At 52.8% G+C, this 26,367-nt stretch carries 22 protein-coding genes; 10 read left to right on the top strand and 12 right to left on the bottom strand.

Annotation, left to right across the window (positions count from 1 at the left end):
* Positions 1-237: 237 nt before the first annotated feature.
* A complete protein-coding gene (locus tag DZE2538_RS20350) occupies positions 238-834 on the bottom strand; it encodes a YolA family protein (protein WP_019845080.1) in 597 nt (198 codons plus the stop codon).
* A gap of 395 nt (positions 835-1,229) precedes the next feature.
* Positions 1,230-1,499 carry a YciN family protein gene (locus DZE2538_RS09620; RefSeq protein ID WP_023639724.1) on the bottom strand — a complete coding sequence of 90 codons (270 nt, stop codon included), beginning with the start codon at positions 1,497-1,499 and terminating at the stop codon, positions 1,230-1,232.
* A gap of 140 nt (positions 1,500-1,639) precedes the next feature.
* Between DZE2538_RS09620 and DZE2538_RS21370 the strand changes: the two genes are divergently transcribed.
* The 3 genes from DZE2538_RS21370 to cysB all read left to right on the top strand — a co-directional run bounded on the left by DZE2538_RS21370 (position 1,640) and on the right by cysB (position 5,875).
* Entirely contained in the window at positions 1,640-1,774 is a 135-nt protein-coding gene (locus DZE2538_RS21370; protein WP_264086608.1) for a hypothetical protein, read from the top strand.
* 165 nt (positions 1,775-1,939) lie between these two features.
* A complete protein-coding gene (topA, locus tag DZE2538_RS09615; protein WP_023639723.1) occupies positions 1,940-4,561 on the top strand; it encodes a type I DNA topoisomerase in 2,622 nt (873 codons plus the stop codon).
* A gap of 339 nt (positions 4,562-4,900) precedes the next feature.
* Entirely contained in the window at positions 4,901-5,875 is a 975-nt protein-coding gene (gene cysB, locus DZE2538_RS09610) for an HTH-type transcriptional regulator CysB (protein WP_023639722.1), read from the top strand.
* A gap of 125 nt (positions 5,876-6,000) precedes the next feature.
* Here the strand turns inward: cysB and nth are convergent, their stop codons facing one another.
* The 8 genes from nth to ydgT all read right to left on the bottom strand — a co-directional run bounded on the left by nth (position 6,001) and on the right by ydgT (position 13,052).
* A complete protein-coding gene (gene nth, locus DZE2538_RS09605; protein WP_023639721.1) occupies positions 6,001-6,636 on the bottom strand; it encodes an endonuclease III in 636 nt (211 codons plus the stop codon).
* 1 nt (position 6,637) lies between these two features.
* Positions 6,638-7,333 carry an electron transport complex subunit E gene (locus DZE2538_RS09600; RefSeq protein ID WP_023639720.1) on the bottom strand — a complete coding sequence of 232 codons (696 nt, stop codon included), beginning with the start codon at positions 7,331-7,333 and terminating at the stop codon, positions 6,638-6,640.
* Entirely contained in the window at positions 7,333-7,959 is a 627-nt protein-coding gene (rsxG, locus tag DZE2538_RS09595) for an electron transport complex subunit RsxG (protein WP_038917159.1), read from the bottom strand. Before rsxG ends, DZE2538_RS09600 begins: the two co-directional genes overlap by 1 nt.
* 12 nt (positions 7,960-7,971) lie before the next feature.
* Complete coding sequence (rsxD, locus tag DZE2538_RS09590) at positions 7,972-9,024, bottom strand: electron transport complex subunit RsxD (protein WP_038916212.1); 1,053 nt, start codon at positions 9,022-9,024, stop codon at positions 7,972-7,974.
* A complete protein-coding gene (rsxC, locus tag DZE2538_RS09585) occupies positions 9,025-11,304 on the bottom strand; it encodes an electron transport complex subunit RsxC (protein ID WP_038916211.1) in 2,280 nt (759 codons plus the stop codon).
* Complete coding sequence (gene rsxB, locus DZE2538_RS09580; protein ID WP_038916210.1) at positions 11,297-11,887, bottom strand: electron transport complex subunit RsxB; 591 nt, start codon at positions 11,885-11,887, stop codon at positions 11,297-11,299. The genes rsxC and rsxB overlap by 8 nt, the downstream gene beginning before the upstream one ends.
* Positions 11,887-12,468: an electron transport complex subunit RsxA gene (gene rsxA, locus DZE2538_RS09575; RefSeq protein WP_012884771.1), complete on the bottom strand. Its 582-nt coding sequence runs from the start codon at positions 12,466-12,468 to the stop codon at positions 11,887-11,889. The genes rsxB and rsxA overlap by 1 nt, the downstream gene beginning before the upstream one ends.
* A gap of 368 nt (positions 12,469-12,836) precedes the next feature.
* Positions 12,837-13,052 (bottom strand): transcription modulator YdgT, encoded by a 216-nt coding sequence (gene ydgT, locus DZE2538_RS09570; RefSeq protein ID WP_023639716.1) that lies wholly within the window; start codon positions 13,050-13,052, stop codon positions 12,837-12,839.
* A 642-nt stretch (positions 13,053-13,694) separates the two neighbouring features.
* On the opposite strand from ydgT, the gene DZE2538_RS09565 reads away from it, so the two are divergent.
* Positions 13,695-15,407, top strand: a complete 1,713-nt coding sequence (locus tag DZE2538_RS09565) for a polysaccharide lyase family protein (protein WP_019845091.1) — start codon at positions 13,695-13,697, stop codon at positions 15,405-15,407.
* Between the two features lie 132 nt (positions 15,408-15,539).
* Here DZE2538_RS09565 and araA read toward each other — a convergent pair whose 3' ends face one another.
* A complete protein-coding gene (gene araA, locus DZE2538_RS09560) occupies positions 15,540-17,051 on the bottom strand; it encodes an L-arabinose isomerase (protein WP_038916209.1) in 1,512 nt (503 codons plus the stop codon).
* Positions 17,052-17,105: 54 nt separating this feature from the next.
* Entirely contained in the window at positions 17,106-18,791 is a 1,686-nt protein-coding gene (locus DZE2538_RS09555; RefSeq protein ID WP_038916208.1) for a ribulokinase, read from the bottom strand.
* Positions 18,792-19,173: 382 nt separating this feature from the next.
* Here DZE2538_RS09555 and DZE2538_RS09550 point away from each other — a divergent pair, with 382 nt between their 5' ends.
* The 6 genes from DZE2538_RS09550 to DZE2538_RS09525 all read left to right on the top strand — a co-directional run bounded on the left by DZE2538_RS09550 (position 19,174) and on the right by DZE2538_RS09525 (position 26,235).
* Positions 19,174-20,157 (top strand): arabinose ABC transporter substrate-binding protein, encoded by a 984-nt coding sequence (locus DZE2538_RS09550; RefSeq protein ID WP_012884766.1) that lies wholly within the window; start codon positions 19,174-19,176, stop codon positions 20,155-20,157.
* Positions 20,158-20,245: 88 nt separating this feature from the next.
* A complete protein-coding gene (gene araG / locus DZE2538_RS09545) occupies positions 20,246-21,769 on the top strand; it encodes an L-arabinose ABC transporter ATP-binding protein AraG (RefSeq protein ID WP_019845094.1) in 1,524 nt (507 codons plus the stop codon).
* A gap of 18 nt (positions 21,770-21,787) precedes the next feature.
* A complete protein-coding gene (gene araH, locus DZE2538_RS09540) occupies positions 21,788-22,774 on the top strand; it encodes an L-arabinose ABC transporter permease AraH (RefSeq protein ID WP_019845095.1) in 987 nt (328 codons plus the stop codon).
* 69 nt (positions 22,775-22,843) lie between these two features.
* Entirely contained in the window at positions 22,844-23,797 is a 954-nt protein-coding gene (araC, locus tag DZE2538_RS09535) for an arabinose operon transcriptional regulator AraC (protein ID WP_019845096.1), read from the top strand.
* 239 nt (positions 23,798-24,036) lie between these two features.
* On the top strand, positions 24,037-25,086 hold the full coding sequence (locus tag DZE2538_RS09530; RefSeq protein ID WP_038916207.1) for an oxidoreductase: 1,050 nt from the start codon (positions 24,037-24,039) through the stop codon (positions 25,084-25,086).
* A 153-nt stretch (positions 25,087-25,239) separates the two neighbouring features.
* Positions 25,240-26,235, top strand: coding sequence for a bile acid:sodium symporter family protein (locus DZE2538_RS09525; RefSeq protein WP_023639711.1), 996 nt, complete (start codon positions 25,240-25,242; stop codon positions 26,233-26,235).
* Positions 26,236-26,367: the final 132 nt, after the last annotated feature.

Below are 26,367 nucleotides of genomic sequence, written 5' to 3'. Positions count from 1 at the left end.
TTTGTATCAATACCATCAGTGTATTGTGGTGTGCCGGATGGGTGGGTTCCTGCCTGTTCTTCATATTCTGGTTTCGGTATAAATATTGTGTGGCGATTTTTAATCGTTCATTCATCTATTAATTATTTTATTTTCCTGATGGCAGGTAATTTTATTTTATAGTCCATGGGTGTTGTTCAAAATAAAAATAGATGACCTCGATGAATGAACGGCCCATGGGGCCGTTCATGTGCCGAATTATCGAATAGTTATCTGTGTGGATAACGTATTTCTTGGCGCATTCGTTGATGTGTCCTGGAATTGGAATTGACCACTTTCATTTCCATCCAGATTATAATAACGCATCCAGCCTACAACGGTATAACCGGCCGGACAAGGGAAGGTGTATTGCCCCCCGACATTACAAATAGTATCGGTTTGATAATTGGCGCTGCGTGGCAATAAATTGCTATTCATCCAGGCTACCGGATTACTGCCGTAACCAATTTCCTGTACTGCTACCCTAAGTTGTGAGCCACCGTGGTCACAGGTGGTTGAAAATTGCCCCAGAGAGGTCATGGGTTCCCAACCACAGTTAGACGAACCTACGGCGTAGACTGCCACGCGTGATAGCGCAGGGGCCGGAGCTCGCAAGGGACCAGAAGATGATGATGAACGGGGGGTATCTCTGGCTACAGAAAGCGGGCCGCTGCTTTCCAATGGCTGGAACGTTGTCAGACCTGATTCAATCGGCAGGCCTGCCTCATCGGTATTATTAAGGGTTTGAGAATAACTGCCATGACTAAAAACTGCTGCGAGTGACAATAACAAAGGCAATCCAAATTGCTTTTTCATAACACTCTCCATAAATGATTTTTAATGGATGCCGGTAAGGCATCGTTCGAGAGTATAAGTAATGATTTTTGTTCTGTAAATAAATTGCAATATTTGTTGTGAAATGTTTTCTGCTTTTTTTTTAAAAGGATTTTCTTTAAATAATATCTTTTTTAATTAAGTCTATTATATTTATTTTTAAATTATTTAGGCGTTGTTAATGGTAGCGTTGCCATTCTCCATTGTTGTGGCCTAAAACAGAGGGGCATAGCTTGGCTGACGGCGGATAACCGCGAATGCACAAAGGAGAATATTGGTGAATGCCACAGGGTACGTGAACCGGGGAGACTAAAAACACCGAAGAGTCGCAACACCAAAGAAGCACCGGGCGGTGTGGTCCCGGTGTAAGGTTGGTATTAATCAATAAGTTGATATTTTTCTGATAAGACGTGCGCCAGATGTTTGAACATATTGAACACTGCTGTGGTTTTGTTCGTCGGGAGCCCATCGTTATCGAGAAAGTACTCGCCGCGAAACACCAGTACGCCATTTTTTTGTTCTACCGCATTAGCGATCATGCCATGCAGGTAATCGTCGTGATTCTGAATCAGCGCATTGGCTTCCTGTAACAGGGCTTCACGGCTAATCGGTGTTTTTTCTTCATTTATGTGCATAAAACCAGGCATGGTCTTTCTCTCCTGCAAGTAACCCTAGTTTTTCTGGCGCTATTGTAGCGTCTGAGTGGGATTTAGCGCAAATTGACTGATTTTTATTCACTACTTTGCCGATAAACACAAGAGTAATGATTGGCGAAAACAGGTTTTACATGCTAATTAGGTTGCGTGGTGCTATTTATCAGGTAGAGTGTGGGATTTTGCATCGTCAGGCGGAAAAATTGCGTTACGCCGGGATGAAACCGGTTGCCGATGAGTGTGATGCAGTAAAGAATAATCCTGATTGATCATAGGGTTGCGGCGCAGTGAATGCGTGCGGCGCACCGTCGCCACGTTAAAAAAACGATTTTCCCGCAACCGTGATGGTTCAGGCTACGCCGGCTGGAAAGCCAGAGCGAATAACTGAGAAAATTTTTTCTTTTTTCAAAGAATTCAGTAGGTAACAATATATTATGGGTAAAGCTCTCGTTATCGTCGAGTCCCCGGCAAAGGCCAAAACGATTAATAAGTACCTTGGCAATGACTACGTGGTGAAGTCCAGCGTAGGCCATGTCCGTGACTTGCCGACCAGCGGTTCGGGTTCCGCGAGCAAGAAAGGCGCTGAAGGCGCCGCCGAGAAAGCCAAAAGTGGCGAGAAGGCCAAGAAAGCGGTCAAAAAAGATGAAAAAACCGCACTGGTTAATCGCATGGGCGTTGATCCGTACCATGGCTGGCAAGCCCATTATGAGATCCTGCCCGGTAAGGAAAAAGTGGTCTCAGAGTTAAAAACGCTGGCACAGAATGCCGACCACATCTACCTCGCAACCGACCTTGACCGCGAAGGGGAAGCCATTGCGTGGCACCTGCGGGAAATTATCGGTGGTGATGACAAGCGTTTTAGCCGTGTGGTGTTTAACGAAATCACCAAGAATGCCATTCGTCAGGCGTTCGAAAAACCGGGCGAACTGAATATCAACCGTGTTAATGCCCAACAAGCACGCCGTTTTATGGATCGTGTGGTGGGGTACATGGTGTCGCCGCTGTTGTGGAAGAAAATTGCCCGCGGATTGTCTGCCGGACGAGTGCAGTCAGTGGCGGTGCGTCTGGTAGTGGAACGCGAGCGTGAAATCAAAGCGTTTGTACCGGAAGAATACTGGGAGTTGCACGCCGATTTGCTGGCCAATGCCGAAACGGCATTGCAGATGCAGGTAACGCATCACCAGGGTAAACCTTTCCGTCCGGTAAATCAGGCACAGACACAGGCGGCGCTCAGCCTGCTGGAAAAAGCCAGCTATGTGGTCGCCGAGCGGGAAGACAAACCGACCAGCAGCAAACCGGGCGCTCCCTTTATTACCTCTACGCTGCAACAAGCCGCTAGCACCCGTCTGGGTTTTGGCGTGAAAAAAACCATGATGATGGCGCAGCGACTGTATGAAGCCGGTCACATCACTTACATGCGTACCGATTCCACGAACTTGAGTCAGGATGCGCTGACGATGGCGCGTGATTATATTCAAAGCGAGTTTGGTAAACGCTATCTGCCGGATGCCGCTAACCTGTACACCAGCAAGGAAAATTCACAGGAAGCGCACGAAGCGATCCGTCCTTCTGATGTCAAGGTGCTGGCTGACCAGCTTAAAGACATGGAAGCCGATGCACAAAAGCTGTACCAACTGATTTGGCGGCAGTTCGTGGCGTGTCAGATGACACCTGCTCAGTATGATTCCACAACACTGTTGGTCAGTGCCGGGGATTATCAACTGCGCGCCAAAGGGCGTACCCTGCGTTTTGATGGCTGGACGAAAGTGATGCCGGCATTACGCAAGAGCGATGAAGACCGGACATTGCCAGTTGTTGAAGTAGGACAAGCGTTGTCGTTGGAAAAATTGTTGCCAAGTCAGCATTTTACCAAGCCACCGGCACGTTACAGCGAGGCTTCTCTGGTTAAGGAACTGGAAAAGCGCGGTATCGGCCGGCCTTCTACCTATGCGGCTATCATTTCTACGATTCAGGATCGTGGTTATGTCCGGGTAGAAAATCGTCGTTTCTATGCGGAGAAAATGGGGGAAATCGTCACCGACCGGCTGGAAGATAACTTCCGCGAGTTGATGAATTATGATTTCACCGCACGCATGGAGAACAGCCTTGATCTGGTTGCCAACAGCCAGGCTGAATGGAAAGCCGTGCTAGATGAATTCTTTGCTGAATTCAGCAAGCAACTGGAAACCGCCGAGCTGGAGCCGGATGAAGGCGGGATGAAGCCGAACCAGATGGTGCTCACCAGCATTGATTGCCCGACCTGTAGTCGTCAGATGGGCATTCGAACCGCCAGTACCGGGGTGTTTCTGGGGTGCTCGGGTTATGCGTTGCCGCCGAAAGAGCGCTGCAAAACCACCATTAACTTGATCCCGGAAGCAGAAGTACTGAATGTGCTGGAAGGTGATGAGGCTGAGACCAATGCGCTGCGTGCTCGTCGCCGTTGTTCGAAATGCGGTACGGCGATGGACAGTTACCTCATCGACAATCAGCGTAAGCTGCATGTGTGCGGTAACAACCCATCCTGCGATGGCTATGAGATTGAACACGGCGAGTTCCGGCTGAAAGGGTATGATGGCCCGGTCGTTGAGTGTGAGAAGTGCGGTTCGGAAATGCACCTGAAGATGGGGCGTTTCGGCAAGTACATGGCCTGTACCAACGAAACCTGTGGTAATACCCGTAAAATTCTGCGTAATGGTGAAGTGGCACCGCCGAAGGAAGACCCGGTACCACTGCCGGAACTGGCGTGTGAAAAGTCCGACGCGTATTTTGTATTGCGCGACGGTGCTGCCGGTGTGTTCCTGGCGGCCAATACGTTCCCGAAATCACGGGAAACCCGTGCGCCGTTGGTGGAAGAGCTGGTGCGCTTCCGTGATCGCCTGCCGGAAAAACTGCGTTATCTGGCTGATGCGCCGGTAACCGACCCTGAAGGCAATAAAACGCTGGTGCGGTTTAGCCGTAAGACCAAACAACAGTATGTCTCTTCTGAAAAAGAAGGAAAGGCAACGGGATGGTCTGCGTTCTATGTTGACGGCAAATGGGCAGAGGCCAGCCGTTAATTGTGCCGATAAATTGACTAAAACCGCATTTTTTCCCAGTGGTTACGGTTACATTAGCTTAAGCCAGCCTGCACAGGCTGGCTTTTTTGATCCATGAACCATGAATATCATCCGCAGGCAGCCGATAACAAAAAAGGAAATAAAAATCCGTTTTCCAGTGCCAGTACTGTCTAACCAATATGGGAAATGGTTATAAAAATATTTTTTTATGATTAAATGGCATTTATTACATGGCGGGAATCTACACCGTTGCATTGAGCTGTCACCACCTTGTCAACGCAGATAACGTCAATAACACAGATGCCGCCGCGCATGACATATTACGGAATGGGATAACTTATGAAACTGCAACAGCTTCGTTATATCGTTGAAGTTGTTAATCACAATCTGAACGTTTCCTCCACGGCCGAGGGGTTGTATACCTCGCAGCCGGGGATCAGTAAACAAGTTCGGATGCTGGAAGATGAACTGGGTATTCAGATTTTTGCACGCAGCGGAAAACATTTAACGCAAGTGACACCCGCCGGACAGGAAATCATTCGTATTGCCCGAGAAGTCCTGTCCAAGGTCGATGCTATCAAGGCCGTTGCGGGTGAGCATACCTATCCGGATAAGGGGTCGCTGTATGTGGCAACGACTCATACTCAGGCGCGTTATGCTCTGCCTGATGTGATTAAAGGATTTATCGAGCGTTATCCACGCGTATCGCTGCACATGCACCAGGGTTCGCCCATGCAAATTGCTGAGGCGGTGGCGAAAGGTACGGCGGATTTCGCCATAGCCACTGAAGCGCTGCATTTGTATGAAGACCTGATCATGCTGCCGTGCTATCACTGGAACCGTGCGGTGGTTGTGAAACCCGATCATCCGTTGGCGGGAAAATCCCAGATCAGCATTGAGGAGCTGGCCGCTTACCCGATTGTTACCTATACCTTTGGTTTTACCGGTCGTTCAGAACTGGATACCGCGTTCAATCGGGCCGGGCTGACGCCGCGCATTGTGTTTACCGCCACCGATGCCGATGTGATTAAAACCTATGTCCGTCTGGGGCTGGGCGTTGGTGTTATCGCCAACATGGCAGTCACACCGGACAGTGATCCGGATCTGGTGGCGATCAACGCCGATAACCTGTTTAGCTATAGTACGACAAAAATCGGGTTTCGTCGCAGCACGTTCCTGCGTAGCTACATGTACGATTTTATTCATCGTTTTGCACCGCACCTGACGCGGGATGTGGTCGATACCGCGATTTCGCTGCGCTCCAATGAAGAAATCGAAGCCATGTTCAAGGATGTGACGCTGCCGATAAAATAAACCGTCGATTGTGCATTCGATTGCCACCCGTGGCGATACCAATAACGTATGACACAACATGGTATGACAAGCATAAGGGCAGGTGAAAACCTGCCCTTATCATGATAGGAAAGCGCTGTTGTCGGTCAGATATCGACTTTTTCTTTGTATTCGCACAGGTCTTCTATCAGGCATGCGCCGCAACGTGGTTTACGGGCGATACAGGTATAACGGCCGTGGAGAATCAGCCAGTGGTGGCAGTCGACTTTAAATTCAGCCGGGACGTATTTCAGTAATTTTTCTTCTACTTGTTCGACGTTTTTGCCCGGTGCGAAATGGGTACGATTGCAGACACGAAAAATATGCGTATCAACTGCGATAGTGGGCCAGCCAAAGGCGGTATTCAATACGACATTGGCGGTTTTGCGCCCCACACCCGGCAGGGCTTCCAGTGCGGCACGATCTTCCGGCACCTGACCTTGATGTTTTTCCAGCAGAATACGGCAGGTTTTGATGATGTTCTCCGCCTTGCTGTTGAATAACCCAATGGTTTTGATATACGCCTTCACGCCTTCCACGCCCAAGTCCAGCATGGCCTGCGGCGTATTCGCGACCGGGTAGAGTTTTGCCGTTGCCTTGTTAACGCTTACATCGGTTGCCTGTGCGGACAGCAGTACCGAAATGAGCAACTCAAACGGCGAGTTGAATGTTAGCTCGGTAGTCGGATGGGGATTGTTGTCCCGCAAGCGACTAAGAATGGCAATCCGTTTCTCTTTGTTCATATTATTCCGCTAACGTCTGTGATGAACCGATGACGGTGGGGCGTACCGCACGGGCCTGACGCTGTTTCCGTTTCTCGTCGATAAGGTACTTACCGGCCAGCATCATTCCCAGCCCGATAAACGCACCAGGGGGCAGAATCATCAGCAGGAACGGCGAATCCATGTGTACCACCTCAACGCGCAGTACCCGTGCCCAACTGCCCAGCAGCAGGTCAGCGCCATCAAACACGGTACCGTTGCCAAGAATTTCTCGTATCGCCCCCAGCACAAACAGCGCACTGGTGGCTCCGAGCCCCATGAACAACCCATCCAGCGCGGACAGTATCACCGTATTTTTGGAGGCGAAGGCTTCCGCCCGCCCAATCACGATGCAGTTGGTCACGATCAACGGGATAAAAATGCCCAGCGACTGATACAACCCATAGGCGTAAGCATTGATCAGCATTTGCACGATGGTGACCACCGAGGCGATCAGCATGACGTAAATCGGAATACGAATTTCACTTGGTACCCAGCGGCGCAACGCTGAAACGGCTATGTTGGTGCAGGTCAGCACCAGTGTGGTCGCCAGCCCAAGCCCGAGTGCGTTGGTGGCCGTTGAGGTGACAGCCAGCAGCGGGCAGAGCCCCAGCAGTTGTACCAGCGCAGAGTTGTTTTTCCACAACCCCTGTAAGGCCAGTTCTTTCGTCTGATTCATTATTTCTCTCCACATGGCGTCAGGCTGGATAAACGCGGCGGCAAGGTCTGCAAAAACAATACGCTGCGTTTCACTGCGTTCACCACCGCGCGCGGGGTAATGGTGGCACCGGTAAATTGGTCAAACTGGCCGCCGTCTTTTTTCACCGCCCAGCGACTGTCTTGTGGACCCGTTATCGTCTGGCCGGTAAAACCCGTTATCCAGTTGGAAATACGAATATCGATCTTATCCCCCAGCCCAGGGGTCTCATGATGTTCGGTAACACGAGTCCCCAGCACGTTACCATGAAAGTCCGCACCAATCAGCAGGTGGATTGCGCCGGAATAACCGTCTGGCGCGGTACTTTCCAGTGCGGCAGCCACGGGGGTACCGTCTTGGCGCGCGATATACACGCGGTGTGGTGACGTGGAGCCCAACGCCGGGTCAGTCACCAGATAACATTCGCTAAGCAGATTGTTGTTATACCGATTGGCAGGCAGTACCTGATCAAGCAGGGCACGCTGTTGCGCGATAACCTGCTGTGAAATGGTGTTCTCGGTCAGATAATTGACCAGCGCCGTCAATCCGGTGGTGAACGCGGCAAACAAGGCCAGTGTAGTCGCGTGGCGACGCATAGTGGTCAGCAACATAATCCGTCCTTAACGATGGCCATAAGCGCGCGGTTTGGTGAAATAATCAATCAGTGGCACGGTAATGTTGGCCAGTAATACCGCGAAGGCTACGCCATCGGGATAACCACCGTAGGTTCGAATGGTCCATACCAGTATGCCGATCAGCGCACCGAATATCAGTCGACCCTTGGGCGTGGTTGATGCCGTTACCGGATCGGTCGCGATGAAGAACGCGCCCAGCATCGTGGCACCGGAAAACAGATGCAGCAGCGGCGGGGCGCTGATCTCCGGATGAAGATGCCAGCCGGCCAGCGCGCATAAGGACAACGCAAGCAGGAAGCTCAACGGGATCTGCCAGTGGATGACCCGTATCAACAGCATAAACAGGCCACCGGCCAAAAAAGCCATATTAATCCATTGCCAGCCTAAGGCACCCACTACGCCGCTGAATAACGGCTGATGCAACAACACGTCGGGTTGATGGCCGCTGCGCAAGCCAGTTTTGAAGGCATCAAGCGGCGTCGCCTGACTAATACCATCGACCCCCTGGAGCAGTTGCTGGATAGTCTGGCCTGCTGTGCCATGGCCGGTAAATATAGCCATCAGCGCATCCTGAAAACCGACAGGGGATGCCTGCAATCCCTGTGGCGGTAGCCAACTGGTCATTTGTACCGGAAAGGAAATCAACAGAACCACATAGCCGATCATCGCGGGGTTAAACGGGTTTTGCCCCAGTCCACCATACAACTGCTTGGCGATAATAATCGCGAAGGTTGTTCCTAATACCACCATCCACCAGGGGGTAAACGGCGGCAAGCTGACGGCCAGTAATACTGCGGTTAACAGCGCGGAGCTGTCCTGCAGCGTTTCCAGCACCGGGCGTTTTCGCAATGCCAGTATGACCGATTCGGTAAAAAGCGCGGTGATGCTGGCCAGTGCCAATTGAATCAGGTTGCCGTACCCGAAAAACCAGACTTGCGCTACGATGCCGGGCACGCAGGCGAGCAGGACCCAACGCATAATCGCGCGGGTGGACTGGCGGTTATGGGTAAACGGTGAGGGTGCGATTCTAAAAGCCATTTAATCCTCTTGCGATGCCGACAATGCGGCGGCTTTACGTGCTTTAACCCGGGCGATAGCGGCGGCGACGGCGGCTTTGCGCGGGTCGAGGCTGTCGTTCTGGGTGGCGTCGCCCGGTGCAGCAATGAGATCACTGTCGGGGGCGGTGACTGTCGCTAATGGGGATGCTTCAAGTGACGTTGTCACGTTCTCTGTGTTATCAGCCTGTTCGGTACTATGAGATAGTGCCGTTTTACGGGCTTTTACCCGGGCAATGGCAGCGGCGACGGCCGCTTTACGCGGGTCGAGGCTATCGATCTGGGGGACGTCGCCCGATGCAGCCGTGAGACGACTTTCGGGGGATGCGCTTGTCGTAGATGGTGAAATATCCTGTGACGTTGTCACGTATTCGGCGCTATCAGCGTCTTCGGTATGATCAGAGTGTGCCGCTTTACGAGCTTTAACCCGAGCAATGGCAGCCGCGACTGCCGCTTTACGTGGGTCGAGCTTGTCGTTTGCGTCGCTTGTTTCAGCATCAGTGGTTGTGATACCGCTGGTTGTAATATCAACGGTGGTAACGCGCATTGCCTCAGCCTGACGGGCTTGCACGCGCGCGATAGCGGCAGCTACGGCAGCTTTTGGGGTATTGTCGTGCGTGGTATCCAGTGCTTTTTCCGCCTGCCGTTCACGTAACTGCACTTTGCGCGCCTCGCGGGCGGCAATAACGGTACTGTTGTCCGGCAACTGCCCAGGTTCAATGCGGATGTCGGGTTTTACGGCGGTGGCCTGTTTGTTTCGAACTCTTTCCAGCGCGGCCATTACGGCGCTTTTATCGGTAGCGGCGACACTGGCAGCGGCCTGTTTATGTCGTTCTTCACGCGAGCGCTTTTCACTCTCCAGTCGGGCCTGACGTGCATCAAAGCGCGCTTTCGCTTCGGCGGCTTTGCGGGATTCCTGATCCAACGCCTGAATCTCGGCTTTTTCCTGGCGGTAATATTGCACCAACGGGATATTGCTGGGGCAAACATAGGCGCAGGCACCGCATTCGATACAGTCGAACAGGTGGTGCTGGCGCGCTTTTTCGTGCTCTTGTCCCCGGCTAAACCAGTAGAGTTGCTGCGGTAGCAGCCCGGCCGGACAGGCATCGGCGCACTTGCTGCAACGAATACAAGCCTGCTCCTCTTCCTGCACCTGAATTTCATCGCGGGCAGGTGCCAGAATACAGTTGCTGGTCTTGATGATTGGCACGTCCAGTGCGGGCAGGGTGAACCCCATCAGCGGCCCGCCCATAATGACCATGGGTTGAGTGGTGGTGACGTGATAACCGGCATGACGCAGCAAATGACGTACCGGTGTTCCCAGCCGTACCCAAACGTTACCCGGCTGGCGCAAGGCATCGCCGGTGAGGGTGACGACACGCTCAGTTAACGGTTCACCATCAATAACCGCGCGTTTGATAGCATAGGCAGTGCCGACGTTTTGCATCAGCACGCCAATAGACGCTGAATGCTTGCCGAATGGCACTTCTTTGCCCGTCAGAATTCGGGTGAGTTGTTTGGCACCGCCAGACGGATATTTGGTGGGAATGACGCGCATTTGAATGCGCGGGTAATCCACCAGCGCAACACGTAGCGCTCTGATGGCTTCCGGCTTGTTGTCTTCAATACCCAATAGAATACGTTGCGGTTGTAACAGGTGGTCAAGAATATCGACCCCTTGTGCAATTTCCTGCGCGCACTCTTGCATCAGCCGGTCGTCAGCGGTGATATAGGGCTCACATTCAGCGGCATTGATGATCAGCGTCTCGATGCCGCGCAGGCCGCCCTGTAACTTGGCGGCGGTGGGGAAACCTGCGCCACCCAGCCCGGCGATACCAGCCTGATGCAAATGTTCCACCAGCTCAGACGCTGTCGCCTGACGATAGTCAGTCAGCGTACGACGTTCACACCAGCGGTCTAACCCATCTGGGATAATAATGATGCTCAGTTCCGTCAACCCGGAGGGGTGGTTGCTCATATGCTGACGGATAGCATGCACGGTGCCAGAGGTCGGCGCATGCACTGGCAGCATACGGCCAAAGCCACGCGTCAACGGTTGCCCACGGAGTACCTTGTCACCGACGTTGACGCACAGGTCGCCTTCCGGGCCAAGATGTTGCTTGAGCGGGATAATCAGATAGTCAGGCATAGGAACCTGACGCAGCGGTATCTGACAGGATTGGGTTTTCATTTCCGGAGGATGAATCCCGCCTGCGAAATCCCAGATTCTGTCTTTTCTAAAGGCGGCGAACAGCTTAAACATGGTTTTCAATCACACGGTTTTCCGCCTGGATGACACGCACCGGAATGGCGTCGAGATTCCATTTCCAGTTGGCGGTTGTCGGCGCTAAAGGTCTTAATTCGATACAATCCGTCGGGCAGGGAGCCACACACAGGTTGCAACCGGTGCACAGATCGCGGATGACGGTATGAACGGCACGCGTGGAACCGATAATGGCGTCGACCGGGCAGGCCTGAATACATTTGGTACAACCGATACAGTTCGCTTCATCTATCCAGGCGACCAGTGGTTCTGGTTTTTGCTGTGTATCGGCATCCAGCGGTTGTGGTTCGATGTTCAGTCGCTCCGCCAGTTTGAGCATCAGCGGCTCTCCGCCCGGCACGCATTTGTTGATGAGCTCGCCATTGAGGGCGATAGCTTCGGCATAAGGTCTGCACCCCGGATAGCCACACTGGCCACACTGACTCTGTGGCAGCATTGCTTCCAGATGTTCGACTACCGGATCCGCTTCCACGCGAAAGCGTCGGGAAGCGAATCCCAGAATGAGCCCTGACACTATCGCCAGCGCGCTGAGGGCGACAATGGCCATTCCGATAGTGTTCATCACAATTTCACCAACCCGGTAAAGCCCATAAAAGCTAGCGACATGAGCCCAGCGGTCACCAGTGCAATCGATGAGCCCCGAAACGGTGCTGGCACATCGGCGACCGCAAGGCGCTCACGCAGTGCGGCAAATAACACCAATACCAGTGAAAAGCCGACGGCAGCACTGAATCCATAAATGGTGGATTGCAGGAAATTGTGCGACTGATTAACGCTTAACAATGCCACCCCAAGGACGGCGCAATTGGTGGTGATCAGCGGCAGAAAGATACCCAGTAAGCGGTAGAGCGCCGGGCTGGTTTTGCGTACCGCCAATTCGGTGAATTGCACCACGACGGCAAACACCAGGATGAAAGCCAGCGTGCGCAGGTAGAGCAGGTTTAGCGGCAACAGCACATAGGTGTTGACCAGCCAGGAAAATACCGACCCTATCGTCATCACAAATGTGGTGGCAAACCCCATGCCAATAGCGGCTTCCAGTTTTTTGGACACGCCCATGAATGGGCATAGCCCCAGGAATTTCACCAGTACGAAGTTGTTGACTAAAATCGTGCCAACAAACAGTAATACATATTCGCTCATTACAGTGCCTACACAATAAAACCGGCGTATTATCGGGTATTGTCAGGCGTTCGGCAACTTACCCTCTGTGGGGTTATTGAGTAATCGTACGGGTAAAGCAGGGAAAAAGATAAGCTGCAGGTGTTACCCTTCATCCGTTAAGCTGCGGGATGACGTTATTAATCCTACCCATAAGCCTTGTGCTACAGGGCTAACCTGTTGCGCTGTTCAACATATCCAGCCGCCTGAAGTATTTGGGTATAAATAGTAAGAAAATATAAAATGACGCGGAAATCCGCCGGGTAGCGCGTGTGGTTTGGGCACGGGTCGCCACCATGCGGTAAGGGTTATCCATGCAGTCTGTGAGGTTTGTGAGGTTAGCGGACTTCTCAGACCACAAAATGCCAGACAGATTTCGGCACCTGGCCAATATCAAACAGTTTTCCGCCCGCGGCTAATTCCGCCCGACGATGATCAGCGGCACGGTACATATTAATAATGTCATGATCATCAGTCAGAGAATAATTTAGGTGATCAAATAATTTCTCAAGACTTTCTGGTGAATTCACTTTTCTGAACTTTAACAAATATTCGTAAACGCTCATTTGCGCAAAATTATCAATAGTGGTGATTTTAGGGGATTCAGTATATTCGTCGTAATGTTTCTGTCCAGTAGTGAATTCAAAAATATACACTTGGCACGCATTGTGGTTAATAAAAATAGTCGTCAGGCGATGTCATCAAGTATCAATGCGCCGTTGCGGGTTTCATTAACACGTCATTTCGTAAAACCACGAATAATGTGCCTGTGACTGATAAATAAAAGGACGAATAGTGCTTTCACTGGTTTTCTATATCTGCCGACATTCGGATTGTAGTAGAAAACACTGACGTAAAGATTGGCGTTATATCTTGTGTCTCAGGGTAAATAGCGTGTTCTATGGGCGCGTCGGTAGTGTGCGCTCCGGAGATTGTTGAACGTCTGCCCAATAGGATTGCCAGCATGCCGTAACCTGAAAATGCGAAAGTGGTCAGGCATATCTTCGTTTCTTTGCCACCATCCTGAGCGTCAGGGCAATAGCAAAAAGGTGGGGATATCATCGGTTGCACAGAATGGGACTCCGCACAGGTGGTGAATACGCGGGGAATCCGCATGTTGACGAAGGAGCGTTGGTCATGACGTCCAATCGGTTTCTTTCCGTTGATGTCGGGTCATGTCGATGACGTAGAGAAAAGGGAAATGGTCTATGCAAAGCAGAAAAATGCTTATCGCAATCAGTATACTGGGTTCCTCACTGGCACAGGCGGCATCACCGTCTGATGTCAGCGTGGGGCTTTCCGGCATGAAAGCACAAATAGATAATGGGTTAGTTTCCGTCGCGATTGGCAGCGATGGCAGTATCGGCACACTGTCAAACGGCAGTCAAAATCTTATCGATAAAGCCAATAGCCAGGTGAACGCGCTGGGTAAAAGCAGTACCGGTTATCTGGATTATTATTCAGGCGCATTTCTGAAGTTTAAACCACAGCAGATTTCTGTGATTGAAAACACGAAAGACATTGTACATATTGCTTATATCGATAATGAAACCAGCGCCTTGAGTCTGGAATACCATTTTATCGTACGGCGTGGTGTCAGCGGGATTTATAGCTATGCCGTGGCGCGTAATGATACGTCATCCAATCTGACGGTGAGCGAATTACGCGGGGTGTACCGGTTTAATCCTTTTCTACTTGATCATATCTCCAATGGTATTCATACCACCAAGCCTTACCTCTACTCCCAGCTCAATAACTTTGAGAAGATTCAGGATGAAACCTGGAAATTACCGGATGGTAGTTATTACTCCAAATACGACTTCGCCGGTTATATGCGCAAAACCCCAGTCTGGGGGGTATACGGCAACAATATCGGTGCATGGATAGTCCCAGGTAGTACTGAGTATATGTCCGGTGACGACACCAAGCAGGATTTGATGGTGCATCAGGACGGTCTGGCGATCATGTATATGACGGGGTCGCATTTCGGTACGCCGGACTTGATAGCCCCTCCCGGCTGGCAAAAACTGTATGGCCCCTGGTTATTGTATGTGAACGCCGGTACCGATGAGCAGATGTACAGTGACGCGCTGGCGCGTAGTCGGCAGGAAATCGCTTCGTGGCCATATAATTGGGTGAACGACAGTCGTTTCCCGGTGGACCGCGCCAGCGTAACCGGTAGCGTGAATACCACCATCCCGTTGAACGTAACACTATCGTCTTCGCTCAATGAGGCATCGGATGTACAGACCTTAGGATATGCCTTCACCACCAATACCGACAGTCAGGGAAATTTTCGCTTTGATAAGGTACGTAAAGGAAAATACACCCTGACGATTTATGCCAATGGCGGCAGCAGGCCGGGCGTGCTCTACAGTGATGTAGTGAATGTTACCGGCAATACGCCGATACCGGCTATCCAGTTAGCTAAAGCGGCACCGGTGGTGTGGGCTATTGGTCAAAGTGATCGGTTGGCGTCTGAATTCCGATTTGGCGACCAGTTGCGTAATTATCACTGGCAGAATGATGTTCCGGCCAATCTGACGTATACCATCGGCGAGTCAAGTCCGGCACAGGATTGGTATTACGCCCAAACGAATCCCGGTAGCTGGAATGTGAATTATATCGATCGTGCCGATGGCAGCAGCAGGGTGCTGAATGTGGCGTTTGCCGCGGCCAGCAATCGGGGGATGACCAACCCGACGACGCCGTCGCTGTCGGTGTTGGTCAACGGTACTAAAGTCAAAGACATTCAGTATGACAACGATAAATCCGTGTACCGCGGGGCGCTTAACAGCGGTAAATATCACTACGAGCGTATTCCCATCGACAGTGGTTTACTGCGCGACGGCACCAACACCATTACCTTCACACTGAATGGCGGCACCTTTATGTACGACGCTGTGACACTGACAAAATAGCGACCGTCACTGGCTGCGTTTAGGGGTAATTGACTGATCTATAAAATAAACAAAGCCGACACATGGTGTCGGCTTTGTTGTGTACAGCGTTGTCTGTTTACCGTGTGACTGACCGGCAAGCGGTTGGGGGGATTAGGCCCGATGTCCGCACAGCTTGTAATACAGGTCGTTCCAGCGCAGCCCGTCTTTAAAGGCTGGCAGGGTGGTTTGCTGGTCGATGACCGTCAGTTCGATGTTATGCAGGTCGGCGTACAACCGCAAGTAATCCAGATCAAGCGACTGCGTGAAGACGGTATGGTGTGCGCCACCCGCCAGAATCCAGGCTTCGGCTGCGGTTTCCAGTGATGGCTGTGCCTGCCACAGAGCACGGGCAACTGGCAGTTTCGGTAATGGGTGCGGTTGCGCGACAGCATCGACCTGATTCACCAGCAGACGGAAACGATCGCCCAGATCGATCATGCTGACATTCAGTGCTGATCCGGCCGGGGCGGAGAAGATCAACCGCACCGGATCCGCTTTACCGCCGATCCCGAGGTATTGTGCGTCCACCAACGGCTTGGCTTCGCTGGCAATACTCGGACAGACTTCCAGCATGTGTGCACCCAACACCAGATTGTTACCCGGTGCAAAATGGTAGGTGTAATCCTCCATGAAGGAAGTCCCGCCGGGTAAACCTTGTGCCATGACTTTCATAACACGCAGCAGTGCCGCGGTCTTCCAGTCGCCTTCGGCACCAAAACCATATCCCTGTTGCATCAAGCGTTGTACCGCTATGCCAGGGAGTTGCTTCAGGCCGTAGAGGTTTTCAAAGTTGGTGGTAAAGGCTTTAAAGTTGCCCTGATCGAGAAAACGCTTCAGACCGAGTTCGATGCGAGCGGCATCCAGCAAATTCTGCCGTTTGGGGCCGTGCAATTTGACCGCGTCGCTGAGCGTATAGGTTGCTTCGTACTCTTCAATCAGCGCTTCCACATCGCCCTGGCCGATATCGTCCACCACACCGACCAGGTCTCCCAATCCCCAGGCGCTGACGGCGTAGCCAAACTGAATTTGCGCACCGACTTTATCACCTTCGGTGACCGCCACTTCCCGCATGTTGTCGCCAAATCGTGCCACTTTGAGCTGGCGGCTTTCCTGCAACGCGGCGGCTACTCGCATCCATTTGGCAATGCGTTCATGGGCGTTGCGATCCTGCCAGTGACCGACCACCACCTGATGTGCCTGACGCATGCGCGCGCCGATAAACCCAAACTCACGCCCACCGTGGGCTGTCTGGTTCAGGTTCATAAAGTCCATGTCCATGCTGTCCCATGGGATATCGGCATTGAACTGGGTATGGAACTGTAACAACGGCTTATTCAGGATGCTCAGGCCACCAATCCACATTTTGGCGGGTGAGAAGGTATGCAGCCAGGTCAGCAAGCCGATGCAGTTATCCTGATAATTAGCGTCGCGGCATAGCGCGGTAATTTCATCCGGCGTCTTGACCAGCGGTTTAAGTACCAGCCGCACTGGCAGATTGGCGTCACGATTAAGGCCATTCACCACTTTTTCGGCATTCTCTTTCACCTGACGCAGTGCTTCCGGGCCGTACAGATGCTGACTGCCAATCACAAACCAGACTTCGAGCGGCTTAAATTGTTCCATGATGACTCCTGTTTGGGTTCCCAAAGGGATGTAAAAGTGATGGTCGGCAAACACTCAATGGTCTGCCCCGGAGTGGGGGCTGTAGGCGGGTTCCGCCAGCCGACACCACTGCTGATAACGTTCGTAAAGCTGTTGATAACGGGCGACACGCTGTGGGTCCGGCATCAATGTGCGTTCGATTCCGCAGGCCATGTGCTGTTGTGCAGATGGAATATCCGGGTGCGTCCCGGCGGCGACAGCAGCGAAGATGGCCGCACCCAGCGCGCAACATTGATCTGAGGCCACGATTTGCATCGGGCGGTTCATCACGTCGGTACACACTTGCATGATGGTGGCGGATTTACGGGCAATCCCGCCGAGAGCCAGCAGGTTTTCCACCGGGATCTGTTGAGACTCGAAGCACGCCATGATGGCGCGTGCGCCAAAAGCGGTGGCGGCAATCAATCCACCAAACAGCGCCGGGGCATCGGTACCGAGATTGAGGTCGGTAATCACACCTTTGAGCCGTTGATTGGCAAACGGCGTGCGACGGCCGTTAAACCAGTCGAGCACGATTGGCAGATGATCGAGTGAAGGGGAGTCGGCCCAGGCTTGTGTTAGCTGTGTCAACAGGCTGGATTGCAGTTGATCTAATTGTGATTGCCATTCGGGGTGTTCGCTGGCGGCCAGTTGCAACGGCCAGCCCAGCACACGGCCAAACCAGGCATACATATCGCCAAAGGCCGATTGACCCGCTTCCAGCCCGATATAACCGGGCACCACGCTACCATCCACCTGACCACAGATCCCGGCGATCGTTTTATCGCCAACACGATCCGCGTCTGCTATCAGAATGTCGCAGGTTGAGGTACCGATGACCTTAACCAGCGTGTAGGGCTTAGCGCCTGCACCGACTGCACCCATGTGACAATCGAAAGCGCCGCCGGATATCACGACATTGTCAGGCAAACCTAATCGCTGTGCCCATTGCGGCGTCAGTGTGCCGACCGGGTGATCAGCCGTCCAGGTCTCGGTAAAGAGTGGGTAGTGCAGTTTTTCTGTCAGGCAAGGATCGAGCGCTTGCAAGAAATCTTTTGGCGGTAGGCCACCCCAATCTGGGTGCCACAGTGATTTATGCCCGGCGCTGCAACGGCCGCGACGAATTGCGCCCGGCGCCGTGGTGCCAGAGAGCAGGGCGGGTACCCAGTCACACAGTTCTATCCAGGAGACCGCTGCCTGACGTACTGCCGCATCCTGCCGGGTGATATGGAGAATTTTGGCCCAGAACCATTCCGATGAATACACGCCACCAATGTAGCGGGTGTAATCCGGGAATTGGCCGCTGCGGCATAGCTGATTGATGGCTTCAGCTTCATCAATAGCGGTGTGATCTTTCCATAGCACAAACATGGCGTTGGGGTTATCCGCAAACTCCGGACGTAGCGCCAGCACATTGCCTTGTTCATCTATTGGCGCAGGCGTTGAACCGGTGGAGTCGACGCCAATGCCGGTTATCTGCTGGCGCTGTTCGGGAGTCAATCGTGCGACCACAGTCCGAATCGCTAATTCCAGTGATTCGATGTAATCCAATGGATGGTGGCGAAACTGGTTGCTGGCCGGGTGACAATATTGTCCCTGACGCCAGCGCGGATAGTAGACCACTTCTGTTTCCAATTCCTGCCCGCTGTGGCAATCCACCGCCAGCGCACGGACAGAATCGCTGCCAAAATCAAGACCAAGAGTAATGGCGCCCGCACTCATCGTTGCTGCTCCTGTTAATCGTAGGGATCACGCTGTTTACGATAGACAGGCCGATTTAACGCCGTGAGGAGTCATTAGCTGGAAGTATGTACTTTTCTGTCACGCTCAGGGGTTTTGTGATGGCGGTCATAAGTTAACGGCAGGTTAAATTTGCTGAATCTATGCACGAATCAGCTGTAGTTTCTGAATGTGATTGCGCTCTCTCTTCGTGGTGAAAATACCCGCTACAACTTACGCGTCTGAAGGTAAACGGAGGATGGAATCACAATAACTTATTGTTTTTCCGTTGTTCCAGAAAAAAGCATTTTACTGAGAGCGTTTACATACGTGATGGCACCTCCGGTTGCCATCGTGGTAAAGATAACAATGAGCGGAGAAAACCATGCATAAATTCACTAAGGTTCTGGCGGCGATTGGCCTGGCTGCGGTTATGTCACAATCGGCTATCGCAGAAAATATGAAGCTGGGCTTTCTGGTTAAACAACCGGAAGAGCCCTGGTTCCAGACTGAATGGCGGTTCGCCGACAAAGCCGGTAAAGACCTGGGATTTGACGTTATCAAGATAGCTGTGCCCGATGGCGAGAAAACCCTCAATGCTATCGACAGCCTGGCTGCCAGCGGTGCCAAAGGTTTCGTTATCTGTACACCTGATCCGAAACTGGGGTCAGCTATCGTTGCCAAAGCGCGCAGCTATAACCTGAAAGTGATTGCCGTAGATGACCAGTTTGTGAATGCCAAAGGGCAACCGATGGACACCGTCCCGCTGGTGATGATGGCCGCCACCAAGATTGGCGAACGTCAGGGCCAGGAATTATGGAAAGAGATGCAGAAACGTGGTTGGAAACTGCAAGACACTGCAGTGATGGCGATCACCGCCAATGAGCTGGATACCGCTCGCCGCCGCACATCGGGATCGATGGAGGCACTGAAAGCCGCTGGATTCCCGGAAAAACAGATCTATCAGGTACCGACCAAGTCTAACGATATCCCCGGCGCATTTGATGCCGCTAACTCGTTGCTGGTGCAACACCCTAACGTGAAAAACTGGCTGATCGTCGGTATGAACGACAACACCGTACTGGGTGGTGTGCGTGCAACCGAAGGTCAGGGATTCAAGGCCGCTAATGTCATCGGTATCGGTATCAATGGGGTGGACGCGGTCAGCGAACTCTCCAAAGCACAACCGACCGGTTTCTACGGCTCACTGCTGCCAAGCCCGGACGTACATGGCTACAAGAGCATCCAGATGCTGCATGACTGGGTAACAAAAGGCGTTGAACCGCAGAAATTCACCGAGGTGACGGATGTGGTGCTGATTACCCGCGATAACTTTAAAACTGAACTGCAGAAAAAAGGCTTGATGTAATGACCTTTGCCCGTACGAGCTGGTAGCCGCGCGGGCAAAACACTGGCCGCGCCGTCATCCGACGGCGCAGACCATTGAGGATGCTGAAATGACCGTACAGTCACCTTATTTATCCTTCCGGGGGATCGGCAAAGTGTTTCCCGGCGTCAAGGCACTGGATGACATCAGTTTTGACTGTCATGCCGGGCAAATCCACGCGTTGATGGGAGAAAACGGCGCGGGGAAATCCACCTTGCTGAAAATTTTGAGCGGCAATTACACGCCGTCGCAGGGAGAGATTCACATTAAAGGGCAACCAGTGCGCTTCACCAATACGATGGACGCGCTGAATGCCGGTGTGGCGATCATCTACCAGGAACTGCATCTGGTGCCGGAAATGACGGTAGCGGAAAACATCTATTTGGGGCAGTTGCCACACAAGGGGGGGCTGGTAAACCAATCGCTACTGCGTTACGAGGCCGGTTTACAACTGGAACACCTTGGATTGGATATCGACCCGGATACCCCGTTGAAATACCTGTCCATTGGGCAATGGCAGATGGTGGAAATCGCTAAGGCGCTGGCACGCAATGCCAAGATTATCGCCTTTGATGAGCCGACCAGCTCGTTGTCGGCACGTGAGATCGAACAACTTTTCCGGGTGATCCGTGAATTGCGCAGCGAAGGGCGGGTGATTCTGTACGTGTCACACCGTATGGAGGAAATCTTTGCACTGAGCGATGCCATCACCGTGTTTAAAGACGGGCGCTACGTGAAAACCTTCTCCGATATGCAGCAGGTTGACCATGCGCAACTGGTACAAGCCATGGTGGGCCGCAATCTGGGTGATATTTACGGTTATCAGCCGCGTCCACATGGTGAACCGCGGCTGGAACTGCATGAAGTCAAAGCTGTGGGTGTGAAATCACCGGTGTCGTTATCAGTACGTAGCGGCGAAATTGTCGGACTGTTCGGGTTGGTGGGGGCCGGGCGTAGTGAGCTGATGAAAGCGCTGTTCGGCGCTACCGGCATTACCAGCGGCGAGGTGCGGTTGGATGGGCAACCACTGCGTGCCAGATCCCCCGGCGATGCGATTCGTAGCGGGCTGATGCTGTGCCCGGAAGATCGTAAGGCCGACGGCATCATTCCGGTGCACTCGGTGCGGGATAACATCAATATCAGCGCCCGTCGCAAACACATCAAGAACGGTTTCATCATCAATGAAGCCTGGGAGGAGGAAAACGCCGATCATCACATTCAGGCGTTGAATATCAAAACGCCGTCGCCGGAGCAGTTGATCATGAACCTGTCCGGCGGTAATCAGCAGAAGGCGATCCTTGGTCGCTGGCTGTCGGAGGATATGAAAGTGATCATGCTGGATGAACCGACCCGCGGCATTGACGTCGGTGCCAAGCATGAGATTTACCACGTGATTTATGAGCTGGCCCGGCAGGGTATTGCCGTGTTGTTTGCGTCCAGCGACCTGCCTGAAGTGCTTGGGCTGGCGGACCGCATCGTGGTGATGCGCGAGGGTGCCATTTCCGGCGAATTGCTGCACGGTGAAGCCAGTGAGCAGCAGGTCCTGAGTCTGGCGATGTTAAAAACGACTGCTACTGAACCCGCGGTTGCCTGACCGCCAAGGAGTTGATGAATGTCTACGGTTAGTTCCCCTTCCCATGCCGGTAAATCTCATGCTTTCAGCCTGTCCCGTATCTGGGATAATTACGGCATGCTGGTTGTGTTTGCCGCACTGTTTTTAGCCTGCACGTTTTTTGTGCCCAATTTCGCTACCTTCATCAATATGAAAGGGCTGGGGCTGGCGATTTCCATGTCGGGCATGGTGGCGTGCGGCATGCTGTTTTGCCTGGCCTCCGGTGATTTTGACCTGTCGGTCGCGTCGGTGATTGCCTGTGCGGGTGTTACCACCGCGGTGGTGATCAACGTCAGCGAAAGTTTGTGGCTGGGCGTCGCCGCCGGTTTACTGCTTGGCGTTGCGTTCGGTTTACTCAACGGATTTGTTATCGCGCAACTGAAAATCAACGCATTGATCACCACACTGGCAACCATGCAGATTGTGCGTGGGCTGGCGTACATCATTTCTGATGGCAAGGCTGTTGGTATTGAAGATGAGCGCTTCTTCACGCTGGGTTACGCCAACTGGCTGGGGTTACCGGCACCGATCTGGCTGACGGTCATTTGTATGGTGTTGTTCGGTTTATTGCTCAATAAAACCACCTTTGGTCGCAATACGCTGGCAATTGGCGGTAACGAAGAGGCCGCCCGGTTGGCCGGGGTACCGGTAGTACGGACCAAAATCATTATTTTCGGTCTGTCCGGGCTGGTTTCTGCGGCGGCGGGTATCATTCTGGCATCGCGTATGACCAGCGGACAGCCGATGACGTCTATCGGTTATGAATTGATTGTGATTTCAGCGTGCGTACTGGGCGGTGTGTCACTGAAAGGTGGTATCGGCAAGATATCCTATGTGGTGGCCGGGGTGTTGATCCTGGGGACGGTGGAAAACGCCATGAACCTGCTGAATATCTCGCCCTTTGCCCAATATGTGGTGCGTGGTCTGATTCTGCTGGCCGCGGTTATCTTTGACCGCTACAAACAAATGTCGAAGAAAACGGTGTGATAGCCGGATAGCGCTAGCCAGTGCTGGCGCTATCCATAACGAGACGAGAATCTCTTTTCAGGAGGCCGCATGTATCACCGTATGGCGCATGAGTCCCAGCCTAACCCGTTGCTGCCCGGTTATGCGTTTAACGCCTATCTGGTGGCGGGACTGACGCCGATTCTGGCTGGCGGACCGCTGGATTTCTTCATTGATCGTCCAGATGGTATGAAGGGATACATCATTAACCTGACCATCAAAGGTCAGGGGAAGGTGTTGGATGGCGATGATACGTTTTTCTGTAACCCTGGCGACCTGCTGCTGTTTCCACCCCGGTCGCGTCACTACTATGGCCGTGCGCCCGGTAGCGACTGTTGGTATCACCGCTGGGTCTATTTCCGCCCTCGTGCCTACTGGGCCGACTGGCTGGAGTGGCACAGTAAAGGTTGTGATGTCGGGCGGTTGACGCTCTCCAGTACCGGGCTGTTGCAGGAGTTTGACAAGCTGTTCGCCAATATTGAACAGACCCATCGTTCCGGGCGGCGTTTTGCTGAAGAACTGGCGATGAATCTGCTGGAGCGCCTGTTATTGCGCGCGATGGAGGAAGATCCACAGAGCCCGCAGCGCATTATGGACCCGCGCGTGATCGAGGCGTGCCAGTTTATTACCGGTAATCTGGCCGGAGAACTGCGTATTGATGAGGTGGCTCGCCATGTGTGTCTGTCGCCGTCGAGGCTGGCCCATCTGTTTCGTGAACAGGTTGGCGTGAACATCCTGCGCTGGCGTGAAGACCAACGAGTTATTCGCGCCAAGCTGTTGTTGCAGACCACACAGGAGTCGATAGCTGCTGTCGGTCGTGTGGTGGGCTATGACGATCAGCTCTACTTTTCCCGCGTTTTCCGCAAGCGGGTAGGTGTTAGCCCTAGCGATTTCCGGCGGCGTAACAGCGAAATCCATCATCCGTTGATAGAAAAACCGGTGGAGGTTTCTCCCTGGCGTGGTGAATCGCTCGCTCCGCCTCACCCTTGGGTCGTGACGCCATAATTACCTGTTGATGTACCCTGGCTATGGCTGTGATGGGGAGTCATAGCCGGGGGCTCTATCAGTATTATCATCTCAGTATTACTATCCAGCGCAGCCATCTCAGTACTGTCCGATAATCATCATTTTCCCCGGTGCTATACTAGGCAGTGTTCCGCCAGCGCTGAGCTGAAGGCGGAACGCCGCCTAATTGCACGAGGACAACGGGCCTGATCTTCAGGTCCGCCAATGAGGGGAAATATATGACGGAGACCATCCGTGTTGGTCTGATAGGTTATGGTTATGCCAGTAAGACATTTCATGCGCCACTGATTGCAGCCACGTCAGGAATGAAGCTGACGGCGGTATCGAGCCGCGATGCGGGAAAAGTTCAGGCTGACTGGCCCTCAATGCACGTCGTGCCGGAGCCGCAAGCGCTGTTCACTGATCCTGATATCGATCTGATTGTCATACCCACCCCGAATGACACCCATTTCCCACTGGCTCGGCAGGCGTTGCTGGCCGGTAAGCATGTGGTGGTGGATAAACCGTTTACCGTGACACTGTCACAAGCACGTGAGCTGAACCAACTGGCAGAACATGCGGGTAAACTCCTTTCCGTATTCCATAACCGGCGCTGGGACAGTGATTTCCTGACATTACAGCAATTGCTGAAAGCCGGGGCGCTGGGCGATGTGGTGTATATGGAATCGCATTTTGACCGCTATCGACCGCAAGTGCGTCAACGCTGGCGTGAAGAGGGCGGCGAAGGAAGTGGTATTTGGTACGATCTGGCGCCACATTTGATTGATCAGGTATTGCAGTTGTTCGGTTTGCCGGTGGCGATTCAGGCGGATATGGCGCAGCTTCGTCCCGGCAGCAAAGCCGCAGATTATTTCCATGCGACGCTGATTTACCCCCAGCGACGTGTCGTGGTGCACAGTACCATGCTGGCGGCGGCGCCAAGCGCCCGTTACATCGTGCATGGCACCCAGGGCAGCTATGTGAAATTTGGTCTTGACCCGCAGGAAGACCGCTTGAAAGCGGGTGAAAAACCACAAGAACATGATGACTGGGGGCAGGATAACCATGACGGTATTCTGACGCTGCACCGTGAGGGGGTACTGGCAGAACAAACCGTGCCGACCATCCCTGGGCATTATCAATCTTATTATGCCGGTATTCGTGATGCGCTGCGGGGGCGGGGCGACAACCCGGTACCTGTCGGACAGGCGATTAACGTGATGGAGTTGATCGAGCTGGGGCTAACCTCATACGAACAGAAAAAAATGATGACACTGAAGAGCAGTTAGCCGGTAATCGTCATGATTTGTGACGTAAATCCCTGAACGCGAGGCGGGTTTCTGTCTTGCATTATGGGTATTTATTGCTGATAGTGGGGCATTGTTTAAGCAGGCGATCTTAGGATCGCCTGTATTTTTTATGTCTGAGGATGCAAACACACTATGGCATGGTTACAACGCTTGAAAATTGACAAATTTTTGCTGGTTTTAATTGCGGTCGTTATTACCGCGTCCATTTTCCCGTGTGAGGGCACGGCCAAGGTTTTTTTCGAAAACCTGACCACCGCCGCCATCGCACTGCTGTTTTTCATGCATGGCGCCAAGCTATCTCGTGATGCGATTACGGCCGGTATGGGCCACTGGCGACTGCATCTGGTGGTGTTTGCCAGTACCTTTATTCTGTTCCCATTACTGGGGATTGGCATGGCGTTCCTGTCACCACAGGTGTTAACCCCCGGACTGTATCTGGGGTTCCTGTATCTGTGTGCATTGCCTGCGACGGTGCAATCCGCCATTGCTTTCACCTCGATGGCTCGCGGTAACGTTGCGGCCGCGATTTGTAGCGCTTCGGCATCCAGCATTCTCGGGGTTTTCCTGTCGCCGATCCTGGTCGGCCTGCTGATGCATACACAAGGTGGGCAAACTGATACGCTGCATGCGATCGGCTCCATTATCATGCAACTGATGGTGCCGTTCGTCATTGGTCATCTGTCCCGTCCGTTGATTGCCCGCTGGGTCGATCGTCATCGCAAACTGATCAATATCACTGACCGGTCATCTATTCTGTTAGTGGTGTACGTGGCATTCAGTGAGGCGGTGGTGCAGGGGATTTGGCACCAGATTAACGGGTGGTCGCTGCTGGCGGTGGTTATCTGTTCGCTGGTGCTACTGGGGATTGTGCTGGTCTGTACCACGCTGGCAGCCCGCAAATTGGGGTTCAATACCCCGGATGAAATCACCATCGTATTCTGTGGTTCTAAAAAGAGTCTGGCCAATGGTATCCCGATGGCTAACGTACTATTTCCTGCCGCCGCTGTTGGGGCAATGGTGTTGCCACTGATGATTTTCCACCAGATTCAGTTGATGGTGTGTGCGACGCTGGCGCAGCGTTATGCAAAACGAGCCGCATCGCCGGATGAAGAAAAAGCGGGAAAATAACGCGTCATATGCAACAGGGTTAAAACACGTTTCCTGATGTCGATCGTTTCCTTACGAAATGGTCAACCGAGAGCACATTGACTATAGTGTTAATCTGTGAGGCTTTTTGAAGCCTCGCAGCAATAGGGATAG

Source organism: Dickeya zeae NCPPB 2538 (assembly GCF_000406165.1).
GTDB lineage: Bacteria > Pseudomonadota > Gammaproteobacteria > Enterobacterales > Enterobacteriaceae > Dickeya > Dickeya zeae.
This window is presented reverse-complemented; position numbering and strand designations above follow the sequence as displayed.